Source organism: Candidatus Thorarchaeota archaeon (assembly GCA_013388835.1).
In the GTDB taxonomy this organism is placed as follows: Archaea; Asgardarchaeota; Thorarchaeia; order Thorarchaeales; family Thorarchaeaceae; genus JACAEL01.
In genome coordinates this window covers 12,261-36,236 of sequence record JACAEL010000026.1, presented here as the reverse complement: position 1 = coordinate 36,236, position 23,976 = coordinate 12,261, and the positions used below count along the sequence as shown (strand labels likewise).

18 protein-coding genes are annotated in these 23,976 nt (G+C 55.3%); 10 read left to right on the top strand and 8 right to left on the bottom strand.

The genetic code is table 11. From position 1 onward, the window contains the following. Positions 1-40: 40 nt before the first annotated feature. Both HXY34_05175 and HXY34_05170 read left to right on the top strand, forming a co-directional pair. Positions 41-430 carry a roadblock/LC7 domain-containing protein gene (locus HXY34_05175; protein NWF95511.1) on the top strand — a complete coding sequence of 130 codons (390 nt, stop codon included), beginning with the start codon at positions 41-43 and terminating at the stop codon, positions 428-430. Between the two features lie 232 nt (positions 431-662). After that, the gene (locus tag HXY34_05170) at positions 663-1,865 is read left to right on the top strand and encodes an aminotransferase class I/II-fold pyridoxal phosphate-dependent enzyme (protein ID NWF95510.1); all 1,203 of its coding nucleotides are present in this window, start codon (positions 663-665) and stop codon (positions 1,863-1,865) included. A gap of 5 nt (positions 1,866-1,870) precedes the next feature. On the opposite strand, the gene HXY34_05165 is transcribed toward HXY34_05170, so the two are convergent. From HXY34_05165 to HXY34_05155, 3 genes are all read right to left on the bottom strand, one after another. Then, the gene (locus HXY34_05165; protein ID NWF95509.1) at positions 1,871-3,655 is read right to left on the bottom strand and encodes a hypothetical protein; all 1,785 of its coding nucleotides are present in this window, start codon (positions 3,653-3,655) and stop codon (positions 1,871-1,873) included. A gap of 99 nt (positions 3,656-3,754) precedes the next feature. Next, complete coding sequence (locus HXY34_05160) at positions 3,755-4,045, bottom strand: hypothetical protein (protein NWF95508.1); 291 nt, start codon at positions 4,043-4,045, stop codon at positions 3,755-3,757. 299 nt (positions 4,046-4,344) lie between these two features. After that, a complete protein-coding gene (locus HXY34_05155; protein NWF95507.1) occupies positions 4,345-6,645 on the bottom strand; it encodes a sodium-translocating pyrophosphatase in 2,301 nt (766 codons plus the stop codon). Positions 6,646-7,344: 699 nt separating this feature from the next. Between HXY34_05155 and HXY34_05150 the strand changes: the two genes are divergently transcribed. Then, positions 7,345-7,857: a hypothetical protein gene (locus tag HXY34_05150; GenBank protein NWF95506.1), complete on the top strand. Its 513-nt coding sequence runs from the start codon at positions 7,345-7,347 to the stop codon at positions 7,855-7,857. Between the two features lie 53 nt (positions 7,858-7,910). Beyond that, complete coding sequence (locus HXY34_05145; protein NWF95505.1) at positions 7,911-8,270, top strand: TFIIB-type zinc ribbon-containing protein; 360 nt, start codon at positions 7,911-7,913, stop codon at positions 8,268-8,270. A 607-nt stretch (positions 8,271-8,877) separates the two neighbouring features. On the opposite strand, the gene HXY34_05140 is transcribed toward HXY34_05145, so the two are convergent. The 3 genes from HXY34_05140 to HXY34_05130 are packed head-to-tail and all read right to left on the bottom strand — an operon-like array spanning position 8,878 to position 13,944. After that, a complete protein-coding gene (locus HXY34_05140) occupies positions 8,878-9,486 on the bottom strand; it encodes a hypothetical protein (protein ID NWF95504.1) in 609 nt (202 codons plus the stop codon). Between the two features lie 40 nt (positions 9,487-9,526). Next, positions 9,527-12,898, bottom strand: coding sequence for a chromosome segregation protein SMC (locus HXY34_05135; GenBank protein ID NWF95503.1), 3,372 nt, complete (start codon positions 12,896-12,898; stop codon positions 9,527-9,529). A gap of 17 nt (positions 12,899-12,915) precedes the next feature. Then, positions 12,916-13,944, bottom strand: a complete 1,029-nt coding sequence (locus HXY34_05130; protein NWF95502.1) for an AAA family ATPase — start codon at positions 13,942-13,944, stop codon at positions 12,916-12,918. A 172-nt stretch (positions 13,945-14,116) separates the two neighbouring features. On the opposite strand from HXY34_05130, the gene HXY34_05125 reads away from it, so the two are divergent. From HXY34_05125 to HXY34_05105, 5 genes are all read left to right on the top strand, one after another. Then, on the top strand, positions 14,117-15,820 hold the full coding sequence (locus HXY34_05125) for an AAA family ATPase (protein ID NWF95501.1): 1,704 nt from the start codon (positions 14,117-14,119) through the stop codon (positions 15,818-15,820). An 86-nt stretch (positions 15,821-15,906) separates the two neighbouring features. After that, on the top strand, positions 15,907-17,577 hold the full coding sequence (locus HXY34_05120; GenBank protein NWF95500.1) for a VWA domain-containing protein: 1,671 nt from the start codon (positions 15,907-15,909) through the stop codon (positions 17,575-17,577). Between the two features lie 72 nt (positions 17,578-17,649). Continuing rightward, on the top strand, positions 17,650-18,492 hold the full coding sequence (locus HXY34_05115) for a sulfide/dihydroorotate dehydrogenase-like FAD/NAD-binding protein (GenBank protein ID NWF95499.1): 843 nt from the start codon (positions 17,650-17,652) through the stop codon (positions 18,490-18,492). Beyond that, positions 18,493-19,959: an NADPH-dependent glutamate synthase gene (gene gltA, locus HXY34_05110; protein ID NWF95498.1), complete on the top strand. Its 1,467-nt coding sequence runs from the start codon at positions 18,493-18,495 to the stop codon at positions 19,957-19,959. 265 nt (positions 19,960-20,224) lie between these two features. Then, positions 20,225-21,739: an NAD(P)H-hydrate dehydratase gene (locus HXY34_05105; protein ID NWF95497.1), complete on the top strand. Its 1,515-nt coding sequence runs from the start codon at positions 20,225-20,227 to the stop codon at positions 21,737-21,739. A gap of 1 nt (position 21,740) precedes the next feature. Here HXY34_05105 and HXY34_05100 read toward each other — a convergent pair whose 3' ends face one another. Further along, on the bottom strand, positions 21,741-22,733 hold the full coding sequence (locus tag HXY34_05100) for a DUF359 domain-containing protein (protein NWF95496.1): 993 nt from the start codon (positions 22,731-22,733) through the stop codon (positions 21,741-21,743). A gap of 70 nt (positions 22,734-22,803) precedes the next feature. Here HXY34_05100 and HXY34_05095 point away from each other — a divergent pair, with 70 nt between their 5' ends. Next, a complete protein-coding gene (locus HXY34_05095; GenBank protein ID NWF95495.1) occupies positions 22,804-23,562 on the top strand; it encodes a metallophosphoesterase in 759 nt (252 codons plus the stop codon). A 30-nt stretch (positions 23,563-23,592) separates the two neighbouring features. Here the strand turns inward: HXY34_05095 and HXY34_05090 are convergent, their stop codons facing one another. Further along, positions 23,593-23,970 (bottom strand): Zn-ribbon domain-containing OB-fold protein, encoded by a 378-nt coding sequence (locus tag HXY34_05090; GenBank protein NWF95494.1) that lies wholly within the window; start codon positions 23,968-23,970, stop codon positions 23,593-23,595. Positions 23,971-23,976: the final 6 nt, after the last annotated feature.

The following is a 23,976-nucleotide window of genomic DNA, read 5'->3' as shown; positions in this document are numbered from 1 at the left end:
TCAGCACAGAATGTCTTCTGCAGACTCGGAGGAACGCGTATTGTCTACCAACCTCGACCCGAAAGTGGAGAAACAGCTTGTGGAGCTGCTCATGGGGCTCACTGATCTTACGGACCTCGATGCAATCGCAGTGGTCAGCAAGCAGGGAGTCAAACTGGCCTATTTCGCAACGGAGGAGTCCGATGCAGACCCGGACCTGATGGCGGCAGTCAGTGCGGCACTGCTTGTTCAGGGAGAGATGGCGGCTCAGAAGCTCGACCTAGACGAGCTATACGAGGTGATCATCAGGGGTAGCAAAGGCTTCGTCGTGCTCTCCCAGGCAGGCGACTTCCTCATCATGGGTTCCGCGAAGGACCTGACATCCATGGGCCTGTCAATCACGCATATGCGGAAATACGCGAAGGAGATAGGAGACCTCCTACGTACATAGTGACACAACTCTGTAGACCAGACGGTGCCCTGTCCTGTTTTGCATGAGGCCCAGCCTATCAGGACATAGGGACTCGGTCGTGACTGAGAGCCGAGTCTGCTCATGTCCCTCTGACAACTGTATTGCCACTGGACAACATACGTCATCAGTCCCGCTCACTGACAATCAAGGGCGTTCAGTCCACAAACCGTAAATACCCGTCAACTTGGGTCTCGCTCCGGGCGAGTCACCGATGAAGATGAGAATAACTGCTAGGGCTGCGAATCTTCAATACGCCATACGGGACATAGTGGTTGCTGCGAAGAAGTACCAGAAGGAGAAGGGAAAGACACCCATCTACTTGAATATCGGCGACCCCAACGTATTCGACTGGCGAACACCAGACTTCATGGTGGATGCCCTCTGTACTGCCACAAGAGACGGTGCGAACTGGTACTCACCATCCGAAGGGCTAGAAGAGCTCCGGAACGCAGCGGCCGAGAAGGAGAGACGGGTCAACGGTATCACTGTGGACCCTTCCACGATGATCGTCACCAGCGGTGTGTCCGAGGCGATACAGTTTCTCGCAGGCTCACTCATCGAGAACGGCTCACAGTTGCTTGTGCCCGGTCCCTCATATCCTCCGTACATAAGCTACATCAGTTTCTTCGGAGGGGAACCGGTCACCTACAGGACCATTGAAGAAGAGGACTGGGCTCCTGACATAGATGACATGCGGAAGAAGATATGCGACAAGACCGTCGGCATTCTCGTCATCAATCCCAACAATCCTACAGGTGCGGTCTACGACGAGAAGACCATGCGTGCAATTGTGAATCTTGCTGGAGAGCACGGTCTGCCACTGATCAGTGACGAGATCTATGACCAGCTCACATTCGACAAGCCCATGACCCCGATGGTACGCGTGGCCAAGGATGTGCCGGTCGTAGGCTTCAACGGTGTGAGCAAGGTGTACTTGGCGCCGGGCTGGCGTGTCGGATACGTGTACTTCCACCAGCCGAAGAACGAACTCGAGCCGCTTCGTGACGCCATGATTCGTCAGGCCCGAGTCAGAATATGCGTCAACGCCCCTGCGCAGGTTGCAGCGGCAGCCGCTCTGAGAAGCGACGGGCGACATCTGTCAGATGTGATGCGACGTCTTCGTGAACGCCGGGACACCATCTACAAGAGACTGAACTCTATTGACTCGATCTCCACAAGACTTCCACAGGCGGCCTTCTACATCATGCCCAAGATTGAACTCAAGGGCAGATGGAAGAACGACACGGAGTTTGTGCTCGACGTGCTCAACAACACTGGCGTGGTATTTGTCCCCGGGTCAGGCTTCTGCGCAAAGTACGGTGCAGGTCACTTCAGGAGTGTCTATCTGCCGCCACCTGAAACAATCACAGAGGCAATGGACCGACTTCAGTCATTCATGGAGAGGAAGAGATAGCAGAGCTACACACCAAGCTCTGCACTCTTGGCCTCAAGGGTTCTGCCGACCTCATCACTCACTTCTCTCAGGACTCGCAGAGCCAGCTCGATTCTCTCGGGGATTGAGGGACGAGGCACAGGAACTAGCGCCTGGTTTGATGACATGCTAGCGGCCTGAACCTGCATGGCAGCAACCTTCGACTTCAGTGACTCCACCCATGTGCGAATCTTCGTGCGCCGGGCAGCCTCTTCAGGGCTCTCGGTGCCTGACGCCGCAGGAAGCTGCGCGTAGAGCGATTCCAGTTCTCTCGTCACTTCCTGTAGACCTGTGGACACGCTCTTTGCTCCCTGTGCAAGATGCATCTTGTTCGTAGCGTCTGCATCCCATCTGGTGAGGCTTGATGCAATCTCAGACCTGAGCGCATCCTCTCTTGAACTGATGGCTCTTGAGAGGGTCTCTCGCACAGGCGTCAGGAGAGCACGGGCGTATGCCTTCTTCTCGGCATCCCTTTGAGCGATAGCCTCCCGAACCAGTGCGTCATCTCCCAGAAGTGAGTCTATAGTGTCAATCACTTCGTTGACTACACCGATTCTTGCTCGTGCCGAGTCGAGGTCCTTGGCGCGTATCTCTTCCCGTGCCTTGAGAAGTGATGACTCAAGACCGGTCAGGAGTCTGAGGAGCGGGGCCTTCTCCAATTTGGACGACCTGACAGACTGACCCAGCAGACCTACACGCCCATCACTCACATCGATGTCGTGCATGAGCTTCTCGGTCATCTTGAAGTCGCGAACGATGACACTACCCGGTCCAGCTTGAAGTGTGTACTCGGTCTTCAGCATGTCGAGGTAGCTACCACGGAGCATTACCTGGTAGTCGGCGGTTCCCATCAGGTCGGGATTGGCAGCTCGTGCCTTCATCTCGAGACTGAACTCAGTCCCAGCCGGCAACTTCGAGAAGGAACGCTTCTTCTCACCTGTGACGAAGACAAGTTCGTCGTCCAAGAACCACTCCACAGAGAGATTCAGGGCATCGCCGTCGCCTTCATTGATTATGTGCACTGTGACGGGGAACGGCTCTTTGAATGTCGCATCGATGGGCAACTCCAGTCTTGTTGTGACCTTCGGAGTCTTCAGCTGACCGCGGAGTATCTCCCTCACCATGTCAAGGCCCTTGTCAACATACTTGACAAAGTCCTGGGCTCCAGCGTTGATCAGGGCACTCTTGAGCTCAGTGACTGCTGCCGTCTCGGCAGACGAGAACGCAGAGATGTCAACTGACCTGATGGCACCTTCGAGCATCTGTGGTATCTCGCTTATCCTCACTGTAGCAGGATATCTCAGCTTCGAAGAGTTCTTGAGTGTGAAGGCCTTCGCTCTCTTGAAACCCTCGGACTCCATGCCGATCATCATGTACACCATCGAGGCTACCACCGCAAGTGCGGTTCCCTTCTTGGTCTCCGCTTCTTCGCCCCACATGAGGTGTTCATCCGATGCAGAGAACAGGTCTTCAGCCGCTCTCTGATAGGCCTTCATGGCGGACTCTGCTTCAGCTAGCTCGGAGTACAGGTCTCCCGCCGCGCACATGTTGAGCGCAGCGTTCTTGTAACTCTTGGAGGCTCGGTATTTCTCTGCCGCCTTCAGGAACGCATCCGCCGCTTGACCGTAGAGCCGACCAGCACCATCCATGTCACCTCGTTGCTCGCTGGCCATCGCAGCCTCTACAAACTTGCGTCCAGCTTCAGTGAAGGACTGGTTGAGTGACTCCTTGGTCGCCTCTTCAATGATTCTGCGAACATCCTCGCCCGACATTCTAGTCCAGACTCCTCTATGTTGTAGTCGGTATGACAACAAACCCCTATTCTATCTTTCTCAAGTAGAATAGGGAGAACAAAGTTGTTCAGGATAGTCTCAGTAGACTTCTCTTGGCGAGTGTTTCAGCCTGTCAGGGAGAGCACCACCGTGACCCTCAACCACAAGCTCGTAGCCTCTGCCTATCCGCCCCTGCTTCGCAGTCTGGAAACCGGACTTCTCAATCGACCTTGCGTTTCTCTCTGCAGCTCGTGCCTCAATCATGGACACGTTGCTGGGTATGGTGAGAATCAGCTTCTTCTGCATGTCGTCCACCTTCAGAGTGATGTCTGTGGTGGGCTGTCCTGAACACTCGCGAAACTGATTGTCTTTGTATTCTAGTACGGTCATCGCTTGTACAACCTTTCTAGTCGGTTGACATGAACAGTACCTCAGAGGGCATATTAGCGTTTGCCAGACGAAACCACTTCAACTCACTACAGGCAAGCAACAAGGGAGAGTAGTGCTGGTAGATGCTTCTCCAAAACGCCAATCAGGAGTTCAGCACCACGCCTGACTCAGTCGCTCAGTATGGTACGGTCTGCAGGACGTACTGTCTTCAGCACAGATGACGGAGGAAATGAACCAAGATGCAAAGAAAGAGAGGCGGAAGGCGGCATGAGTGTCGCCGCCTTCACGCTGATCAGCGCCTACTGCTCAACTTCCATGACCGCGGACTTCCCAAAGTCAGACGACCTTGTGCTCTTCCGGACCGCCCATATTACGACAGTCAGAAGCAGGACGACCATTACACCCAGAGCAAGGTTGATGACCATGTCTGCCCCGAAGCGGTAGGTCACAAGTATCGGAGCTGCGATGAGGGACACGAGGTTAATGACCTTGATCATCGGGTTGAGAGCAGGTCCCGCTGTGTCCTTCAATGGGTCTCCGACTGTGTCTCCGACAACACTGGCCTTGTGTCGTTCCGAGCCCTTTCCAAGGTTCTTTTCCGCATCACGCGGCTCGTCTTCGATTGACTTCTTCGCATTGTCCCATGCTGCACCTGTGTTGGCCATGAAGACCGCAAGCAGCTGGCCTGAGACGATTATGCCTGCAAGGAAGCCGCCGAGAGCCTCAATGTTCAGCAGCACACCGACAAGCAGCGGTATTGAGATCGTCATCACAGCCAGACTGACGAGCTCCTTCTGTGCTGCGCTAGTTGAGATTGCGACAGCCTTGTCATAGTCAGGCTTCCGTGTGCCTTCAAGTATGCCAGGAATGCGGAATTGCCGGCGCACTTCGGTTACCATCTGGCCCGCCGCCCGTGCAACGGCCTTGATGTTGAACGCAGAGAATAGCCACGGGACCGCCGCACCAATGAGGAGACCAGAGAATATGATGGGGTCGGAGAGAAGTAGCTCAATGGTCGCTTGACCCATCGCAACCAGTCGTTCGTTCACGGACACTACAAAGCTGTCGAAGAGACTGACTGCTGCAATGACTGCGGACGCAATGGCGACTCCCTTGGTAATCGCCTTCGTTGTGTTACCGACCGCATCGAGGTCGGCCATCACCTGACGCGCACTGTCGTCAAAGTCGCCTGGGGACAGCTCGCCGATTCCGTTCGCATTGTCACTGATCGGACCATAGGAGTCCATTGCCACATTGTTGCCAGTGTGGGTCAGCATACCAATACCGACAAGAGCGATGGCATAGAGTACCATAATCAGGTCGGAACCCAAGAATAGAATCCAAGCCATGACGAATGTCGTGACAATGGCAAGGAGTGCTGCGACAGTCGACTCGTAGCCGGATGCCAAACCAGAGAGAATCAGTGTTGCAGTGCCGGTGTCGGTCGATTTCTTGATCTCCTTTACCGGGGGCTTCTCTGTGGAGGTGAAGTAGCTCGTGATTGGATTGAAGGACACGGCAAGCATGACACCGATGGCTATCAGTACTCCGTATCGAATGTCATTCATGTAGAAGAAGGATAGGAGAAGAGAAACACCTATCGTGAACGCGCTGGACAGCTCATAGGACATGAACATCGCATGTTCTGCACCCACTTCTCTTTGTAGGAACTTGCCCCAGAGTGCCACTGCATATGTCCCAAGCATGGAGGAGATGACACCAACCCCGCGGACCACTAGAGGAAAGACAATCCAACCAAGGAAGGACATTCCTGTGTTGTAGGCAATTGTGATACCGATGATGAGTGCCGACACGATGGTGACCTCATATGACTCGAATATGTCGGCCGCCATGCCTGCGCAGTCACCCACGTTGTCACCGACAAGGTCCGCAATGACCGCAGCATTCCTTGGGTCGTCCTCGGGAAGTCCCTGTTCGACCTTGCCCACGAGGTCAGCACCGACATCTGCCGCCTTGGTATATATGCCACCACCGACTCTCATGAACAGAGCAAGGAGTGTGCCGCCAAGACCGAATCCTAGAAGTGCATCAGGGGCAGCGACACCAAAGAAAATGAAGATTGTAGTACCACCCATGAGACCAAGTCCATCTGTGAGCATTCCAGTGAAGGTGCCTCCGTGGTATGCTATCTCAAGGGCTTTGTTGTATCTCTCACCGCGCTCGCCACTACTTCGAGTGGCCTGAGCCACCCTAACGCTTGAGTTGATAGCGACACGCATGCCGAGCTGTCCGACAAGCAGTGAGAACGTGCCACCCATGAGGAAAGCAATCGTCCGCCCCATTGCAACCATGAAAGGAGCATCAGGACCAAACAGGTCACTTGCCTGCTGAGTCGGAGTCACCGCATAGACGCTCAGAAAGAGGATGATGGTCAGGACCAGCAGAATCGGGATGATGGAGCGTCTCTGCTTCCTTAGGTAAGACAGAGCACCCTCGCGGATTGCACTCCACACCGAGTTCATCTGTTCGGTACCAGTCTCTTTGGCTTTGACCCCCACCCAGAGCCAGTACGCATATACTAAGCTCACGATTGCAGCTCCAATAACCGAGAGAACCATGAGCTGCTCGGGAAGGGTCATTGCGCTTAGGAATGTGTCAAACAGTTGCATCTTGATCTATCACCAGCTTGGATATCAGGTCCGTCTGGCAGGGGTATGATGCCTATCTCGGCCTAGATACCCTTAGGCTTTGGCCGGGCGAGAAAAACAACCCCCTTTAAGCGTTGCCGGTTGAACGAAATGCCAACACTGACAGCATGCACGACCAAATGATAGTTGCACGGTCTATGCTATGCGGACAGAATGGCAGGTGCATCTCGCACTTGTGTCTTGCATGGACACCACTCCGGTTCAGTCGGACCACACACGTTCGGAGCGAACGCTCGTTCTGGAAGAATATCTCGTCGCCGAGGACCGCCGCCCGACAGAAGGCATAACAGGTGTCTGCTGGGCACCTGTTCCAATGTCACAACCGTCGTGCGCCTGAGGGACGCACAAGAGCATCGACTCCCCGCTCACCAGCCCGGTCGCGAATGCGAGGACCATCCGGGACACTGAGCCAAAGGACATAAATAGACAGGTGGAGATATGACTGCCAGTTGCGTTCAGAAGAGGAGAGAATGGTTGGTCTGGAGGGGCCAACTATACCGTTCATACCATGTCATAGGCAGCTGGATCAACTCAGCTTCCACCGTCAGGTGTCATGGATTGGAAACTGCTTGGAAGAGCTGAGCACGAGTCCCGGGCACTTCATTTATACATCTCGCAGTATACAACTACTTGATGAACGAGTATTCTGTTCTCATGCGGCTCCTGACACGGACAGGGACACCAATCGGAGCGGCAGTGGAAGACATGCTGGACGCCCTCGGTCTTCCTGAGGACTTTGGCCGCCACGTACTCTTTCGTCACCTTGCAGGACTCCAGAGGCAACTGGCCCTGATGGGCATGACCATTCGTCACAACCCGGTAGACCATGTGTTCTATGTGGAAACAGTGGGTAGGTTGGATGGCGACATGGCTAGTCATACCCTTCCTGACCGCCTCGCTGCCACGCTACTGGTGGTCATCACGCTGGCATACCAGCAGGGGGGTTGGGTGGCGATTGATAGCGTCCGAGAGTTGAGAAAGAAGACTCGCAGGGGAATCATCGAGGACATAAGGGAGCTCGAGTCGAAGGGCTATCTTGAAGTTGATGCAACGAGGCAGAAGACCAGGCCGGGAAGCAGGGTCGGCTTTGAGATTGACTACGATGCCTTCTTCAGAAGGCTTGACGAAACACGGACCGAGTAGCTGTCCGTTCGCTAGTTTTATCTTGGAATCTATCTGGGCTCTTGTGGTTATAGATGTCACACAGACGGTCACTCAGATTCGCAAAGTCGAACTGCCCAGTCTGTGGTAGCTCCGAAGTGGCGCGCGACGACCTCAAGGGAGACCTGCTCTGCACTGTCTGCGGGCATGTGATCACCCGGGGAGAGACCCGCGCGGTCGGCAAGTTCGAAGTGGCGCAGATCCTGAAGCGAGAGGGTGCACTGACCTTTGGAAGGCTAAGGGAACTGACAGGTTCCTCAGAGGAACAGCTCTATGGTGTGCTGCAGAGCATGATTGGCATGGGCATACTTGAAGAGCAAGCCGGCAGCTACCGCCTGAGTCGATACGGCCAGCGCTGGTATCGACAGAGACTGGGACAAGAGTGGGGATACTAGTACCCGTGTCTGGGGAGTCCCCGCAGAATCAGTGAGGGACATCTTGGTTTCCGGGTCTGTCTGGCGCACGGTCTCATTCACCTCAGCAGTACTACATGAGCATCCTCTCAGTAGGTTCCGCACACCAGCATCTCGGTCAGAAGACACAACCTGTGATGAGAAACCGAGTACCGCTCCGCTTGCAGAGGCGATAGCGTACCAGAACGAGGTCAGAACACCCACAAACAGAAACGGACCACTTGTCAGATAGTCGCTTGACCTCCTGAACAAGCCTCAACCTGTGAGAGAGTGGAGTTCGACTATATGCATAATCACGAACGTTTTTAAAACAAAGAGTTGGATTCACTATTGTGGGTTGAGGTTCAGAAGCTACTTCATATCTCCCTAATCCCCCTCCTAACCACGCGAATACCTACTTTCTCTTCTCTTCTGGACCGCGGCCCACACCTCTCCTTCTTCAAGTCCTCTGGCTATCAAGTCGGGGCTGCTCGTGCGTGTGTTGGTTGAACGATTCGAGCGAATCAGAAACTGTCATGCATGGCACCTCCGCCTGTCTCCGAGAAGGGAGTGCGATCCGAATTCCGTCCTGAGCGTAGTGGATGATGTACTAGACACGCTTCAGTGTCTTGGTCACAGGGTCATAGTCAACCATACCTCGAGCGACAAGAACGATGACGAAGAGGAATCGACGAAGGAACTCGTCGAAGTCATCGCTCTTCACGACTTCCGCGACAGAGAGGCGCATTCCCTTAGGTATTCTCTTCTTGAAGGCCTCTAGGTCAGCGAGAAAGACGGACTCCTCTGAGGTGAACTTGAAGTCGTTGGGCAGACCGGACATCAATGGAACGGGATCGGCTGGTCTCGGTCGGCCATGAGCATCAATGAGCTGAGTCAGGCGTTCAAGCGACCGTTCGAGCCCTTCTCGGTCCAGTCTGTGCATGACGACAGGAGAACGATATGCGATGAGTCCGGCCAGTTGTGATGCAGAGAGAGCCTTGATACGGTTGACATAGACCTCGGGAGTACCTATTACCCGGGCAATCTCCTCAACCCTTGTCACCTTTGCAGTAAGGATGCTGTTGAGCACCTCGTCAACGTCGATTCTGCTGTCGACACACGCCGCCGACTCGCACAGGGCTCTATAGTGCTCTGTCAGTCGATACTCAAGGGCGTCGGTCTTGCCAGTCCTGATTGACTCCGCCAGTTCAAGGACCATTCGCGACAGCTCCTCGATGGTCGACATGTATCGTTCCCCTCTACTGGACTGCAAACTCCGGGCTCTCAATCACCACGGAGGGCTCTGTACCCCTTGGAGCGACAATACCAATTCTTCTGTCGGCATGCTTCAGGAGGTGAGTGCTCTTGGCAGGCGTGAACAAGATGAACTGGCTGCGTCTTGAGGAGTCATGAAGCAGCATACTTACCATCTCAGTATTGGTCGCATCCAGGAAGATGTCAATCTCATCCAGAGCGTACACCGGGGCCGCACTGAATCGCTGCAGAGCCAGTATCAGAGCAATAGCTATCAGGGAACGCTCTCCACCGGACCCTGCACTGATCTTCGAGAACTGGTCACTCTTGATTCGTGTCTTAAACTCCACTCCGTATTCGCCATCAGTTTCAACAAGCTCGAACCTGACACTGGCCGCAAAACTGACAATGCTCAAGACGCGGTTTACTTCCGCTTCGACTCGCGAGAGAATATCATACATCCCATGGTGGTACTGAGACCGGATGTTCATCACTGCGGTCTCTGCGGCAGAGAGCTCTTCTCTCAACTCTGCAACACGAGCAGCGAGCCCTTGTAGTCGTCCCTTCAACTCACTCTCGGTCTGAGCGACAGCCTCCGTCACATCATGGTATTCGTCAAGCCGGTGACGAACCCGTACCAGCTCGTCGCGCACCGTGGCAAGCGCGCGAACCCGGTCGGGTCTGGGCTCGCCCTTCAACGAGTCCTCTAATTCCCGAGCCTCCTGCTCAAGTGCGTTGAGCTGACGCCGGGCTTGATTCGCCTGTTGTCGGCGCTCCCGCATGGACAGACTGAGTTCCACAAGTCGACTGGTGAGAACCTTCGCGGTCTCTCGTGAGCGCTGAATCTGTAGCTTGACCTCCTGATGGGCATTCTTCGTTGCCTCCCGGCCGTCACGCAGTGTTTCAATTGTCTGGTGGATGAGAGAAGCCGTATCCTTCGAAGAGCGGAGCTCCTCTCTCAGCTCCTCGAGTCGGTCGCTGAGCGCTGTGACGGTCTCGTCAATACTCCTGAGCTCAGACCGCAGTGTCACCTCGTCACGCTCGGCTGAGCTGAGAGCCTCTTCTGCCTTCGAGAGATCTGACTGGACTCCTCGTTGCTTCATTCTTACAGCGGACAGCTCCCCAACGAGTCTACTGCGTTCTGGCGGCTGAGAAGCATCCAGTGACCGGAGGTCTCTCTCCGCCTTTCCAAGGCGTTGCTGAAGGGACTTGAGTTCGTCATCGACTGCTGCAACTCTCTCCTCCAACTGGGGGATGCTGTCAAGGAGCTGCTTTCGTCTTTCCCAGGTCCCACTCCAGCGGGTGATTTGACTAATCAGGTCGAGGACTGCCTCACGCTCCCTTGTCACCTGTTCGCTCTGGGTCACCAGCTCAGTGACCTTCTTGTTGGCCGCCTCCAGCTCTTTCAAGGCTCGCGACAGTCTACTCTGGAGTGGTGCTGTCGACAGGACCCCTGTGGGTGTTCTCGCCGGATGACTGACTGTCCGTCCGCCCTCTCTCAGCACTACCTGGCCGGAGAGCGTGACCGCGGAAAGACCTTCCTTCTGTGCAAGACGTGACGCCGTGCGATAGTCACTTACAAGGACGAAGTCGCCAATGGCTCTACGAAACATGTCTGTGGTTGGAGCGTCCAGCCCCACGAGGTCCCACAACCACCCCAACACGCCTTTTGCGGGGGGAAGCACGGGACGTTCCTGCAGGACCACATCTTGACTGACGAGAATGAGAGGAGAAGGGGACTCGAGGTTGTTTCTCAGCTTCTCCAACAGAGAGAAGTCTGCACTGTCCTTCACGATGAAGGCGAAGGCGAGATCGTTGAAGAGGACGCCCTCCAGTGCAGCAGAGTACTGGCTCTCCTGCCCCACCAGTGCAATCAGTGGTCCAGCCGCGCTGCCAATCTTGTGTTCATCAATCGCTTCTCTCAGCTGTCGGACAGTGTCAGGAATTCGCCGGGATGACTCGGATATGCGCCCTCTGAGTTCCTCCACCTCCTTCTGAATCTGGGAAGCACGGCTCGTCTCCCTGAATCGCTCCTCGTTGAGAGCGGCGAGTCGAGCTTCAAGATGACCTTTCTTCTTTACAAGTTCCTTCTCATCCATCGATTCAAGAGTAGACCAGATGTTGCCCCAGCGAGTCTGGATGCTCTGGTACTCGGCCTGCTCGTTCTGTAGCCGCTCATTCAGACTTCTGAGAAGTACTTCCTTGCCCTCCGCCTCGGCCTGCAACGATCGGTACACTCCGTGGGCCTGAGCACGCCGAGCGTTCCACTCTGCAAAGGCTTCGAGCTTTGCGTCAATCTCCGCTCGCTCCTTCTCCAGTTCCTCCGTCTGTGCACGAAGCAGCCGCACAGACTCTTCATACTGCTCCTTTGCCTTCGACGCCCGGACCAGGTCTTGGGACGTCTTCTCTCGTCGCCTCTTTGCGCTCACCACATCCTTCTCAAGCTGACGAACCTCCACCACTGCCTTCTTGCTGTCGTCCTGCAGCCTCTGGAGCTTCAGTTCCTCCTCTTGGAGCCGGGCGTCAATCTTTCCCAGTTCCATCTGAAGTTCCTCTGCCTTCGTCTCAAGGGCTGCAGTCGCCCGTTCCGCGGCAGCTACCTGCTCACCAACAGCTTTGTGCTCCGCGTCGAGCGAGACCAGTCCTGCCTCTCTTTCTGCCATCTCACTCCTGACCGTGCTGGCACGCTGGCGGACGTCTTCGAGCGAGGCCCATCTCACTTCAATCCCGAGGGCTCGTTCTTCTCTCTGTAGTTCACGCTTCTTCTGGAGGCGCTCGAGGTCCTTCTGTAGTAGGTCCAGTTCCCTCTTCACGAGTTCTGACTCCGAGACGGCCGACTCCAGACGCTGCCGGTCCAGAGCGACCTCAACCTCCTGAGCGGCAATCCGGTCCCTCAGAGCCGCTAGACCCGTCCCCTCTTCGACCAGCTTTCGCACCTCAAGAGGGTTGAGGTCTCTGAGAGCATTGATTCGTTCCTGTGGCATGAATACCAGCGTGTTGTCCACATCGAGACCAAGTGCTTGTACGATGACACGGTGCTCTGCAGCCTTGATCCTCCGTCCGTCCATGTAGGCACGCGGGATACCGTCGCGGTCAATCTTTCGAAGGAATCGAGTCGCTTTACCGTCGACCATGAGTGTGACTTCGACCTCAGCCATGGATGCACCATGACGTATGAAGTCGCTCCACTTTGCGTATCTGTTCTCACGTTGGTTAGAGCCCAGTGCGAACTTCACAGCATGGAAGACCGAGGTCTTGCCCGAGCCATTGGGACCCAGAATCACGTTCAAGCCGGGGTCGAGTACCACTAGCCCCTCATAGAAGGAGAGGAAGTTCTTCAGCCGCACCGATGCAATAGTGACATGCCGGCCTGACATGAGTCCGTCCCTTCGTTCTATCGTCCCACGATTCTGCTCAGACGGTCTTTGCTCTTCTTGGCTCTGAGCATCCGTGTGAGCCGGTCTTCTGGCGTGCCCACAAGCAAGAACGGATACTTGCTGAGGAATTCACGGTCTGATGGACCAATCGGAGTCCCCGCGTTTAGGGTCTCAATCACTCTGTGAGTCCGTGAGTAGTCGTCGCCCACCGCCATCAGGTAGAGCTGGTCGAGAAAGTCGTCGGGGTACAGAGACTCCAGCTTCACCTCTTCCGTGGGAACCATCCCCTGAATGCGAGAGACCACGCTTCTGAAGGTCCGTGCATCACCCATGGGGGTCACCCCACTTCCACCCACCAGCTCCTCCATATTCGACCCTGACACCTTTTCATTGCCTTTGCTTCCAGAGAGATAAAGGCTTGTTGCAAGATGCACCATGTCAGCGAAACCCCATCCACTGGTCAGCTCCGCCAACGCCGGGAGGTCCAGGTCGGAACGCCCATCCAGAACGGACTCAAGGACTTGCAGTCGCTCCTCCGAGGATGGATAGTCGAACAGCAGGACACGGTCGAAGACCGTTGTCAGTTCCCTACTCAGACCCTCCGGCCTTGTCGTCCAAGACAGGACAAGCACCTCGTCCTTGACCCAGCTGTAGCCGCTGAGCTCTGAACGAAGAATCGCATCGGCAAGTCTGCCAATGCCTGAGAGCTCATCAATCTCTGGAATCAGGACGAGTGCAGGAGAGTTCCTTCGTGCGAACTCCATCACGGTGCTGATGGACTCCGAAAGACTCGCGGGCTCGGCCAAGACACGTTCATTCCGGACTACAACCATCTTGATAGGGAGTTCAGATGCCACTCTGTCCGAGAAGGACCTGAAGTGGGTGCCTACCGGACCCATGAGAAGCGTGCGTCCTCCGAACTCCAGACCGCGTTCTAGCAGGCCTTCCTTCAGCTCGGAGAACCTTCGCAGTGATGCGACAAAGGCATCAGCTGCTTCAACCAGTGAACGCTGCTGAATGCGTTCTGAAGCCACTTCTTCGGGCATGACGAGGCGCAAGACCTCGGCTGCAGGACTGTCTCTTTCCAAAGTCGGACCCCCGGCGTCGGCATTACAAGAGCAAGACAACTGCATATAGTCGCTTCGGCCCTGCATACCGAATGGCGCTACCGACCGAAGACACCATAACTGAGTGTGCGGCAGCCACACCGAGCATACTATGAGCACTCCTGGCGACCGTCTCAGGCAGCATGTGTGGTCGGTCATATCCACAGTGGAGAGTCGTGGTCTCTTCGTTCACTCTTCTGCTCTGACCATAAGATACAGGTCGATCAGTGGAGACAAGAAGACCACACGACTCCCACTCATCGCTGGAGCCTGCGTCCTCAATGAAATCGTGCCACGTTCTGCGATGCTACTGGTGGGAGGACATGGAGGCGGGAAGACCACTCTGTGCAAGCTGCTCGGTCGGATGATGACCGGACAGAGTCTGAATGACATCGAGGACGGGGTCATCAGGGGACATCCCCAGCTCACAGAAGAGAAGATGGTCGCCACGCTTCGACCCGGTCCGCTCATGAAGGACGGGGTTGAAGTGGTCGTCTGGCGGAAGTTCGTGACGGGCTTCTGGAAGATAATCGATGAAGTGAACCGCCTCACTCCTCACGCACAGAACATCCTTCTCTCCATGCTGGCAGAGGGCGAACTCAAGTACTATGACGAAGTGAAGCGCTGCGAAGAGTACTGCCTGTACGCGACGATGAATCCTGCAGACTCAGGCACCTTCGACCTGTCGCCTCCGTTCAGAGACAGGTTCGGTATGGCTGTGCCCATCACCATGCCCACCATAAACGATCTTGAGCTGATACTGGCATCGCGAGACGAGCGGCTCTTCGGATATGATGAGCTCTGGCAGGTGCCTGCGATTCTCAGTGAGGAGGACCTCCTGACAATATGGAACCTTGCTGACAAGGTGCCTGTGTCCTCAGTAGCATCGGAGTTCATGAGATCCCTAGTTCGGGAGTTTGGAGCCTGCATCAGGGCTGACAAGAGCCAGGCACACGGACTGACTGTTGAGACCGGTCTCTGTGACGGCTGCCACTTCAACACTGCCAAGAGCATCTGCAACAAGGTGACAGTACCACTCAGTGTACGAGCAGCAAAGGACCTGAATCGGTATAGCAAGGCCCTGGCTTGGCTTGTTGAGGCTCCAGAGGTGTCCCTTGAGATAGTCAAAGCGCTTGCACCGCTCGTCTTCTGGCACAGAATCGAGTTCGTCCGAGAAGAGTTGACGAAATCACCTTACTACGGAGACCGATTCAAGTTCGCAGAACATCTTGTCGAACTGGCAGCATCAAGGTTCACGCAACGGGAACCCTCCATCGCTCTGGTAGAGCGCCTGAAACGAGGGGAGGCATCCAAGAAGGAACTCAAGGAGCTCGAGGAGATGGCGCGGAGTGACCTGATAGTGATGCTTGATTATGTGGACCTTGCAAAGGAGCTCACCAAGTCCAGTTATATGGAGGTCGTCCACAGAATCGAGAGGGGGATTGGGAACAAGGATGTGAAGGAACTGTCGCGAGTTGAGGAGCACCTGGCCGCACAGACGGACTTTCCAAACCGTGCAATGCTCCTAGCAAGGGTGTCCGAGGCACTCCATAGACTGACACTCGCCACCTTCACCCTCAACTTCGAGAAGTGGCAAGAGCTCTGGACTACAATAAGCCTCAAGTATCCGGGCATGACCCAGATTCTCAAGGAAACCCTGCAGCCACCGAAGAGGAAAGTGATCAGAACTCAGCATCTCACACTGGTGGTATACGTGACCGGAAACTCCCCCGACTCTGCGGTGTTCCTTGAGATATCCGGAGGCGTGGAAGCACTCGGACTCCGGAACGACATAGAGGCTGCTCTACGCGAGTGAGGTGAGGACAACTGGCTGCCGAGTCAGGTGAAACCCTACCCCCCGACTGGCTACTGGATGCATCACGAAGAGGCTGGCTGCAGGCGGTGGCAGACCACTACCATCCACCCTTGCCCGAGCCGGTGATAGAGTACGAACCGGACAAGAGCAGCTACTTCTACATAGACTCTGCAACGTGGACCGTGCACCTGAACACTGCTGGAGTACCAGTACACCTGACGCAGGGAGAGTGCGAGGCATTCATGCGCTCTGTGTCGCAGCATGAGATACAGCACTATGTGTTCTGTCCTTACGACGGCGTGTCCAGCGGCATGATGTTTGCTGCAGCCAGTAGACATCTGAGTTCGGACCTTGCAATGTTCACCTGTAATCTGTTTGCAGACCTGGTTGTGGACTCCAGGCTATTGAAAAAGCATCAAGCCCTGACTTACGACAGAATCGTCACATCAATCCATGACGCGGCTCTACGTACACATGAACACAGCCAGCTCTGGACTCTGACTGTGGCCACATACAGGATGATGTGGGGGTTTCCGCTGCCACCGACATGCAATGTGGATGATAGGACCGCAAAGGCAGCCACTGAAATAGTGGGGGTAGCACGCGAGTGTCTGGAACGTGAAACACAATGGCCTGTTGCAACAGAGAAGATAGCGAAGATAGTGAAGGAATGGCTGCCCAAAGTGGGGAGTCAGGAGTCCTCAGAGGGGCTCGGTCTCAGAGGAAAGGCTTCTGGGGGAGCCTCATCCACTACTGACCAGAGTCAAAAGGTGGCTGATGACATCGACCGCCTCATGGGCAACCCTCTTGAAGTCAGGAATGGGGACATGGCTAAGAGATGCATCGAGGGCACGAGAACCAGCGACAGCGACACGGAGATGGAGAGGCTCGCAAGGGAAGTGGAGCAGAGGGGAGGGTCATTAAGAGACCTGCGTGGGGTACTGCTGCTTGCTGGCATGGATACTAAGGGAAGGAATTGGACAAGATTCTGGTACAGAGCAAAAGCAAGAGGCATGGTCTCAATCGATGTGAGGGAGCAGAGGCCCTCAGGGTCTTTGCCTCTGAGTCAAGACATCTGGCGCTTGGGAGACCCGATTGAGGAGCTCGACATTGTCCAGTCCTTGCAGGCGTTTCCTGTGATTGTCCCGAACATGTCCACTAGGAAGTGGAAGCGAACAGAGTTGCTGGGCAACAGTGAGGCCGAAGAGTATCCGGACCTGTTGATTGTTATAGACTCCAGCGGATCCATGACGTGGTCGATGACGGCGAAGAGAGTATCAGGGCCCTATCACATGGCTCTACTCTCTGCTTTCGCCGCAGTCGAGTTTGCCTTCAAGAGGAACCAGCGTGTTGCTGTAATCAACTTCTCAGACGACATCCGCACATGCACTTTCACCAGGAGCCGACAGGAAGTCGAAGACATCCTGTTGTCATATCAGGGGGGTGGTACAGTGGCTCCGGTCAAGGATATAGCCAGAGTCTGCGGAGAGTCGGAAGGCAGGGTGCTGGTCCTAGTCATGACCGACGCAGACATCGCCAACTGGGACCAGTTCGTGGACTCAGTTGAGAGGCTGTCAGCACAGGGACACCAGTTCTACGTGTTCCATATTGGAGAAGCCCGCGAAGAGACGCTTGAAGCCCTGAGAACAGCGGGCGCATCAGCAGTCCCAGTCACAACGCCCAAGGACCTGTGCGGCATCGTGATTCGTGAAGTGGGACAGCTCTACAGACGATGGTCTAGGGACCAAGCTATATAAGACCCTGTTGTGCAGCCGACGGAGAACCCCCGGACGCAAGGGGCTGTTTCCATATACAGGGATTGTGGCTCGATGTACGAGATCAAGTTCAAGCAGATCCTTAATCCCATGACCAAGATGATGGTCGTGAGAGCTCCTGATGTAGCAAAGGTCTGCAGACCTGGCCAATTCGTGATGATCAGAGTCAACGAAACAGGTGAGCGATTTCCACTCACGATTGCCGACTTTGATAGAGAGAAGGGCGACATCACCATAGTCTTTCAAGAGGTCGGCAAGTCTACGAAGCTTCTTGGCACATTGAACATCGGAGACAAGATTCTCGATTTCGTGGGGCCACTTGGCAAGCCTACACCGACGGACAAGTACTACGGTACTGTTGTGACCGTAGGAGGTGGGTGTGGCAGTGCAATCTGTTATCCCGTTGCTAGGGCTTTCAAGGCAGCAGGCAACTATCTCATCACAATAAACGGCGCGCGCAGCATGGACCTTCTCCTCTACAGAAAGGAGATGTACGACATCAGCGATGAGTTCTATGAAACCACCGACGATGGGTCTTGTGGAGTGCATGGCTTTGTCACAGCCGTCCTTGCCGACCTGATTCAGAAGGGCCGGAAGATTGACCTCGTATTTGCGGTCGGGCCCGTGCCAATGATGAAGTTCGTGAGCAGGACCACCGAGCCGAAGAAGATCCCGACGTGGGTGAGCCTGAACAGCATAATGGTAGATGGAACAGGGATGTGTGGCGCCTGCCGAGTCACAGTGGGCGGTCAGATGAAGTTTGCCTGCGTCGACGGTCCTGAGTTCGATGGACACCTCGTCGACTACAGCGAGCTCATGGGGCGCCTGAATGCATACTGGGAGGAAGAAGCAGTTTCCACCGGACGGTGGATAAAGGAACGCGGAGGCATGGCATAGATGAGCGAGGGACCAAAGAAGGAGCGAAAGCCCCCCACAAAGAAGACCCCTATGAAAGAACAGGACCCGAATGTCCGGAGGCGCAACTTCAATGAGGTGGCCTTGGGATACACAGCAGAAGAGGCCATGGCTGAGGCAGAGAAGTGCCTTCAATGTCGCAACCCAAAGTGTGTGAGCGGTTGTCCAGTCGAGGTGCCCATCAAGGAATTCATTGAACTGATTCGCAAGGGCGACTTCATGGCTGCAGCGGCGAAGATAAAGGAGACCAACAGCCTTCCTGCAGTCTGCGGGCGGGTCTGCCCTCAAGAGACTCAGTGCGAGCAGTCCTGCATCCGTGGAGTGCGCAACGAGCCTATTGCAATCGGTCGACTGGAGAGGTTCGTGGCGGACTATGCAAGGGCAAAGGGCGAGACATTGCCAGAGCTGCCACCGAAGCTCGGAAAGAAGATAGCAGTGATTGGTTCGGGTCCGGCGGGACTCACATGCGCCGGAGACCTCCTCAAGATGGGCTACGATGTCACTGTGTTCGAGGCGTTCCACAAGCCCGGGGGTGTTCTCATGTACGGAATCCCCGAGTTCAGACTGCCAAAGAGCATTGTGGAGGCAGAAGTGGACTATCTGATGAAACTCGGAGCGGAGATCAAGTACAACTACGTCATCGGAAAAATCAAGACAATACCAGAGCTCCTTGAGCAGGATGGCTACTCGGCCGTGTTCATCGGCACCGGAGCTGGTGCGCCCAACTTCATGAAGATACGAGGTGAGAACCTTGTCGATGTCTTCTCCGCGAACGAATTCCTCACCAGAGTCAACCTGATGAAGGCCTACAGATTCCCGGAGTATGACACGCCCGTGCGGATTGGTAAGAAGGTGGCAGTCATAGGGGGCGGCAATGTCGCCATGGACGCTGCAAGAACTGCATTGCGGCTGGGTGCGGCCGAAGTCTATGTTCTCTATCGCAGGTCACGGGAAGAGATGCCAGCGCGTCTGGAGGAGATTCACCACGCTGAAGAGGAAGGAGTGAGGTTTCAATTCCTGATCAATCCCACCGAGATACTGGGAGATGACAAGAACAGGGTCATAGGTATGACCTGCACCAGAATGGAACTGGGACCTCCTGACGAGTCAGGCAGACGCAGACCCGTTGTGATTCCGAACTCCGAATTCGTGCTTGACATTGACACAGTGATAGTCGCGATTGGTAACTCTCCCAACCCGATAATTCCCCAGACGACGCCGGGACTGGAAGTCAATCCATGGGGGACTGTCATCATCGATGAAGAGACTGGAATGACAAGAATTCCTGGTGTGTTTGCTGGCGGTGATATTGTGACTGGGGCCGCAACGGTAATCAGCGCAATGGGTGCGGGCAAGCGAGCAGCGAGAGGTATACACCAATACCTGTCGAAGAATGGCGGCAAAGAAAAGCCAGCCAAGAGGCCTGAAAAGAAACAAGAAGACACTTGAACGACTCGCGTCCTCCACATAGGCGACCAATCACATTCATTAGTATGCAACAGTGGGTAGGCAGCAGCTGCCCAGAAGTTGGACGGTCTTGGACATCACTGCGTGATGCATATATACCTCCGTGCGGGAGCTGAGAGCTCGAGGTCGGTTCGACACCTCATGAGACCTCGAGGAGTGACCCCAGTGCCGTCTCCTGGGAGTGACAAGACTCCTGTGTCCAATTTTGTCCAACTAAAAATGAACGGTGTGATAAGAGGTGTTGCCTGTGAGAACTGAGCCCATGACAGCAGAGCAGATGCGGGTACTCGAACTGAATGCCCAGCATCTTGGTATCACACTTGGAATGCTGATGCAGCAGGCTGGCAGGGAAGTCGCAAGGGCCATCGAAAAGAGAGAGACCGTTGAGCAGAAACGGATTGTCATTCTGTGCGGCACAGGTGGCAATGGTGGCGACGGAATGGTCGCTGCACGGCACCTCCATGAAGCCGGTGCGAACGTCGAGGTGGGCCTCATCGGCTCAGAGAAGGCCTTCACGAGCAAGGACACAGAGCTGAATTGGGGCATCCTCAAGAACATCGATGGTATTGTCAAGACGACTCTGCTGACCGAGTCGGACGTCAGGAGCTACAACTCAGCAGGCCAGGCGGACGTCCTCGTTGATGCGATGCTGGGCTTTGGCCAGAAGAGCAAGGTTCGCGAGCCAATGCTTACCGCTGTCAAGGCTTTCAACGCATCCGGCGCGAGGAAGTACTCCATAGACGTGCCCACCGGGGTCGATTCAGACAGTGGACAAGCACTTGGCCCGGCCATCATAGCGGATGTGACCATCACACTCCATGCTCCAAAGACGGGACTGCTGCTGGCAAAGGAGTTCGTTGGAGAGCTGGTAGTGGCACGCATAGGCATTCCACCCGAAGCCGCCAAGATGTGTGGGCCCGGAGACCTCTGGCTGTTCAACCGTCCCAGACCTGCGGACTCGAAGAAGGGCGACTACGGTCGAGTCCTCGTCATCGGAGGGAGCGATGTGTACTCAGGTGCCCCTGCCCTGACCGGTCTTGCAGCACTTCGGACAGGCGCTGATCTAGTGAGGGTGCTTGTGCCTCAGGCAGTAGTGACACCGATAAGGTCATACAGCCCGAATCTGATGGTGGAATCGCTCCCCACTCGTGTCTTTGATGTCACCTCCGTCGACATGGCAGTCGAAGCGGCAAGAGGTGCGAATGTGGTCTCCATCGGACCCGGCTTGGGCATGGCCCCGGAGACCATCAGGGGAGTTCAAGACCTGCTGAAGCGAGTCTTGAGTCTAGACATGGGAGTCGTAGTCGATGCAGATGGACTCAAAGCGCTCCCCGGCATCGGTATCAAGATGGACCCTTCAAGGTGCATCCTGACGCCACACTGGGGAGAACTCCAGATCCTCTTGGGTCAGAAGTCGGAGCCTCGTCCAGACATTCAAGAGCGCATCAGGAGGGCAAGAGAGGCAGCAGCCAAGTATGACTCAGTCATACTCCTGAAGGGTCCAATAGATGTCATCGCTCATCCGGACGGCCGCCACAAGCTCAACAAGACAGGAGTGCCAGCCATGACTGTTGGAGGGACTGGCGATGTGCTTACTGGGATCTCCTCAGCGATGATGGCAAGGAGAAGAGACGCATTCGAGGCTGCAGCAGCGGCTGCATTTGTGTCCGGACTCGCTGGAGAGGCAGCATATCAGGAACTGGGCAACCACATAACGGCCACTGATTGCATCGCGAAGATACCTGTAGCAATGAGAGGATAGGTCAGGCGACTGTGGGCATCCTTTCCAGCAGAGCCCTCGCCAGTGACTTGTTCTCTCGGTTCACCGGTACCCAGACTATTCCCGCGTCTGGCTGTCCGTAGAGCATGACAGAGCCCTCTGGAGCCAGCAGGACGACCGGGAATCCAAGCAGGTCCTCTTCCCCGTCAACTAGGATCACGGACTTCTCCCGGCTGTCAAGTGCGGTGTCGATTGTCGACCACGCCTCAGGGTAAATCACTGCCGGCGGGTTGTAGATGTGGTACTCACACTCCGAGGTCGGGCGTCCACTAAATGCGCCTCGCTTGGTCGCGCCGTCGACTATGCTCAGGTCCACATGGGCTCCTTGCGCTGCCAGCGTCGCACTTGTCACATCGCCCACTGCAATCACTCTTGGAGGAGAAGTCTTGACAAGCTCGGACGCAACCTGTACCTCTGGGGGACCGTCACGAGTGTGATACAACCGCCCCTTCGGCGCCTGGAGATAAGCTCGGTCTTGAACCTCAAGACGCCGGGCAGGCTCCCGCGTTCCCTTGAGACGTCTTCCAAGACGGTCTATCTCACCTTTTCGTATTCGCGCGGACGAGAGCTTGTCACCATCGCTGGCTCGCACTGGCTTCAATAACTCGAAGGCGTCTCTCGCATCACGAACACCGCTCCAACGCTCCAGTACCCCCGCCTGTATCTCCGCACAGCATGGACCTTCGAACATCATGAAGCGCGTCCGGCTCTCGGCCCTTGTCAGTTGGTCGATATCATTGATTAAGGACACCGCAACTGTCTCGGAAAGACCCTCATCGCGAAGAAAGGCCTGGAGCCTAGCGACACGGATGTCAGCAGGCTGCACAATGGCACGTAGCTCAAGTTCGCTGTCGATGAGAGGTCCGTCCAGCACACATGCAGACGGATTGGGCATCTCAGAGAGTCGTTCGATCAGCACGTGGTGGCCAAGGTGAAGCCTATCAAACAGGTTCAGAGCCCAGGTAGCAGTCTGCATCTTGGTCACATGTTAGGTCGCCGATACAACCTTTAATATGTGTTCACGCTGAAAACCACGAAGTGCAGAGATGAGAATACTGGCCGTAGCGGATGTCCATTGCCCCAGGTATCTCACGGAGTTTGCAGCTGCACTCCGAGGCTGTCGGAAACCCGACATCTTTCTGATGGCCGGGGACATGGTGAATAGGGGCATGTCCGCGGAGTTTCCAAGGGTGCTCGATACAATAGAGCAACAGATTGGAGATGACGTGCCGATTGTTGCATGCTTTGGTAATGAGGAATACATTGACACACGCACCAAGCTCAGGGCGTCTACCGGGGACCGTGTGACATTCCTCGACGAGCAGTCCACGGTACTTGAGATTGGGAAGACGACAGTGGGGATTGTGGGCACTCAGGGCTCGCTGGACAAGCCCACATTATGGCAGAAGCGCAATATGCCGCAACCCAGGATCATCTTTGAAAGAAGAGCAGAGAGAGCCGTGTCCCTCCTCAGAGAACTCAGAGGAGTTGTCGATAGAAGGATACTGCTAATGCACTACAGTCCCTGCCTCGAGACATGCGAGGGGGAGGAGTCCAAGACATTCTCTTGGCTTGGCAGCCGTAAGTTCTATTCCGCTGTCAGGAACGAACAACCTGACCTAGTCATTCATGGACACGTTCACAATGCGACTGTTCATGAGGCCAGAGTGGGTACGACTCTGGTCTTGAATGTCGCCTTTCCAGCGACAGAGCGAGTCACCAGTCTAGACCTCTGGAACACCGACACATCGTCAGTTGACGTGGAAGAAGAAGTCGAAGAGGTCGTGTACTCAGAAAAGGTGTGAGGGGCTCTGTCCCGAGCCCCCGTCATGAGGCTACTTGTGACCAGTGACCTTCATGGTTGGTTCAAACTTGTATCCATAGACGATGATACCCTCGGGTCCGAATTCGGTTATTTTCCTGAAGCACGCACGGACCCGCATACCAATCTCTACTGCGTCAATATCGCAATTGACTATCTGAGCAGTCAGCCTCGCTCCTTCGTCAAGCTCAACCTGTGCGATGATGTACGGTACCTGACGCTTGAAGTCATCCGGAGCCTGACGGACTATCGCGAAGGTGTGGACCTTGCCAAGTCCCTTGAACTTGTGTTCCTCTAGATGACCCTTGCGCCGGCACTCCGGACAGACCGGTCTCGGCGGGAAGTAGTAAGTACCGCATGTCGTACAGTGATTGCCGACGATGCTGTACATGGCCTT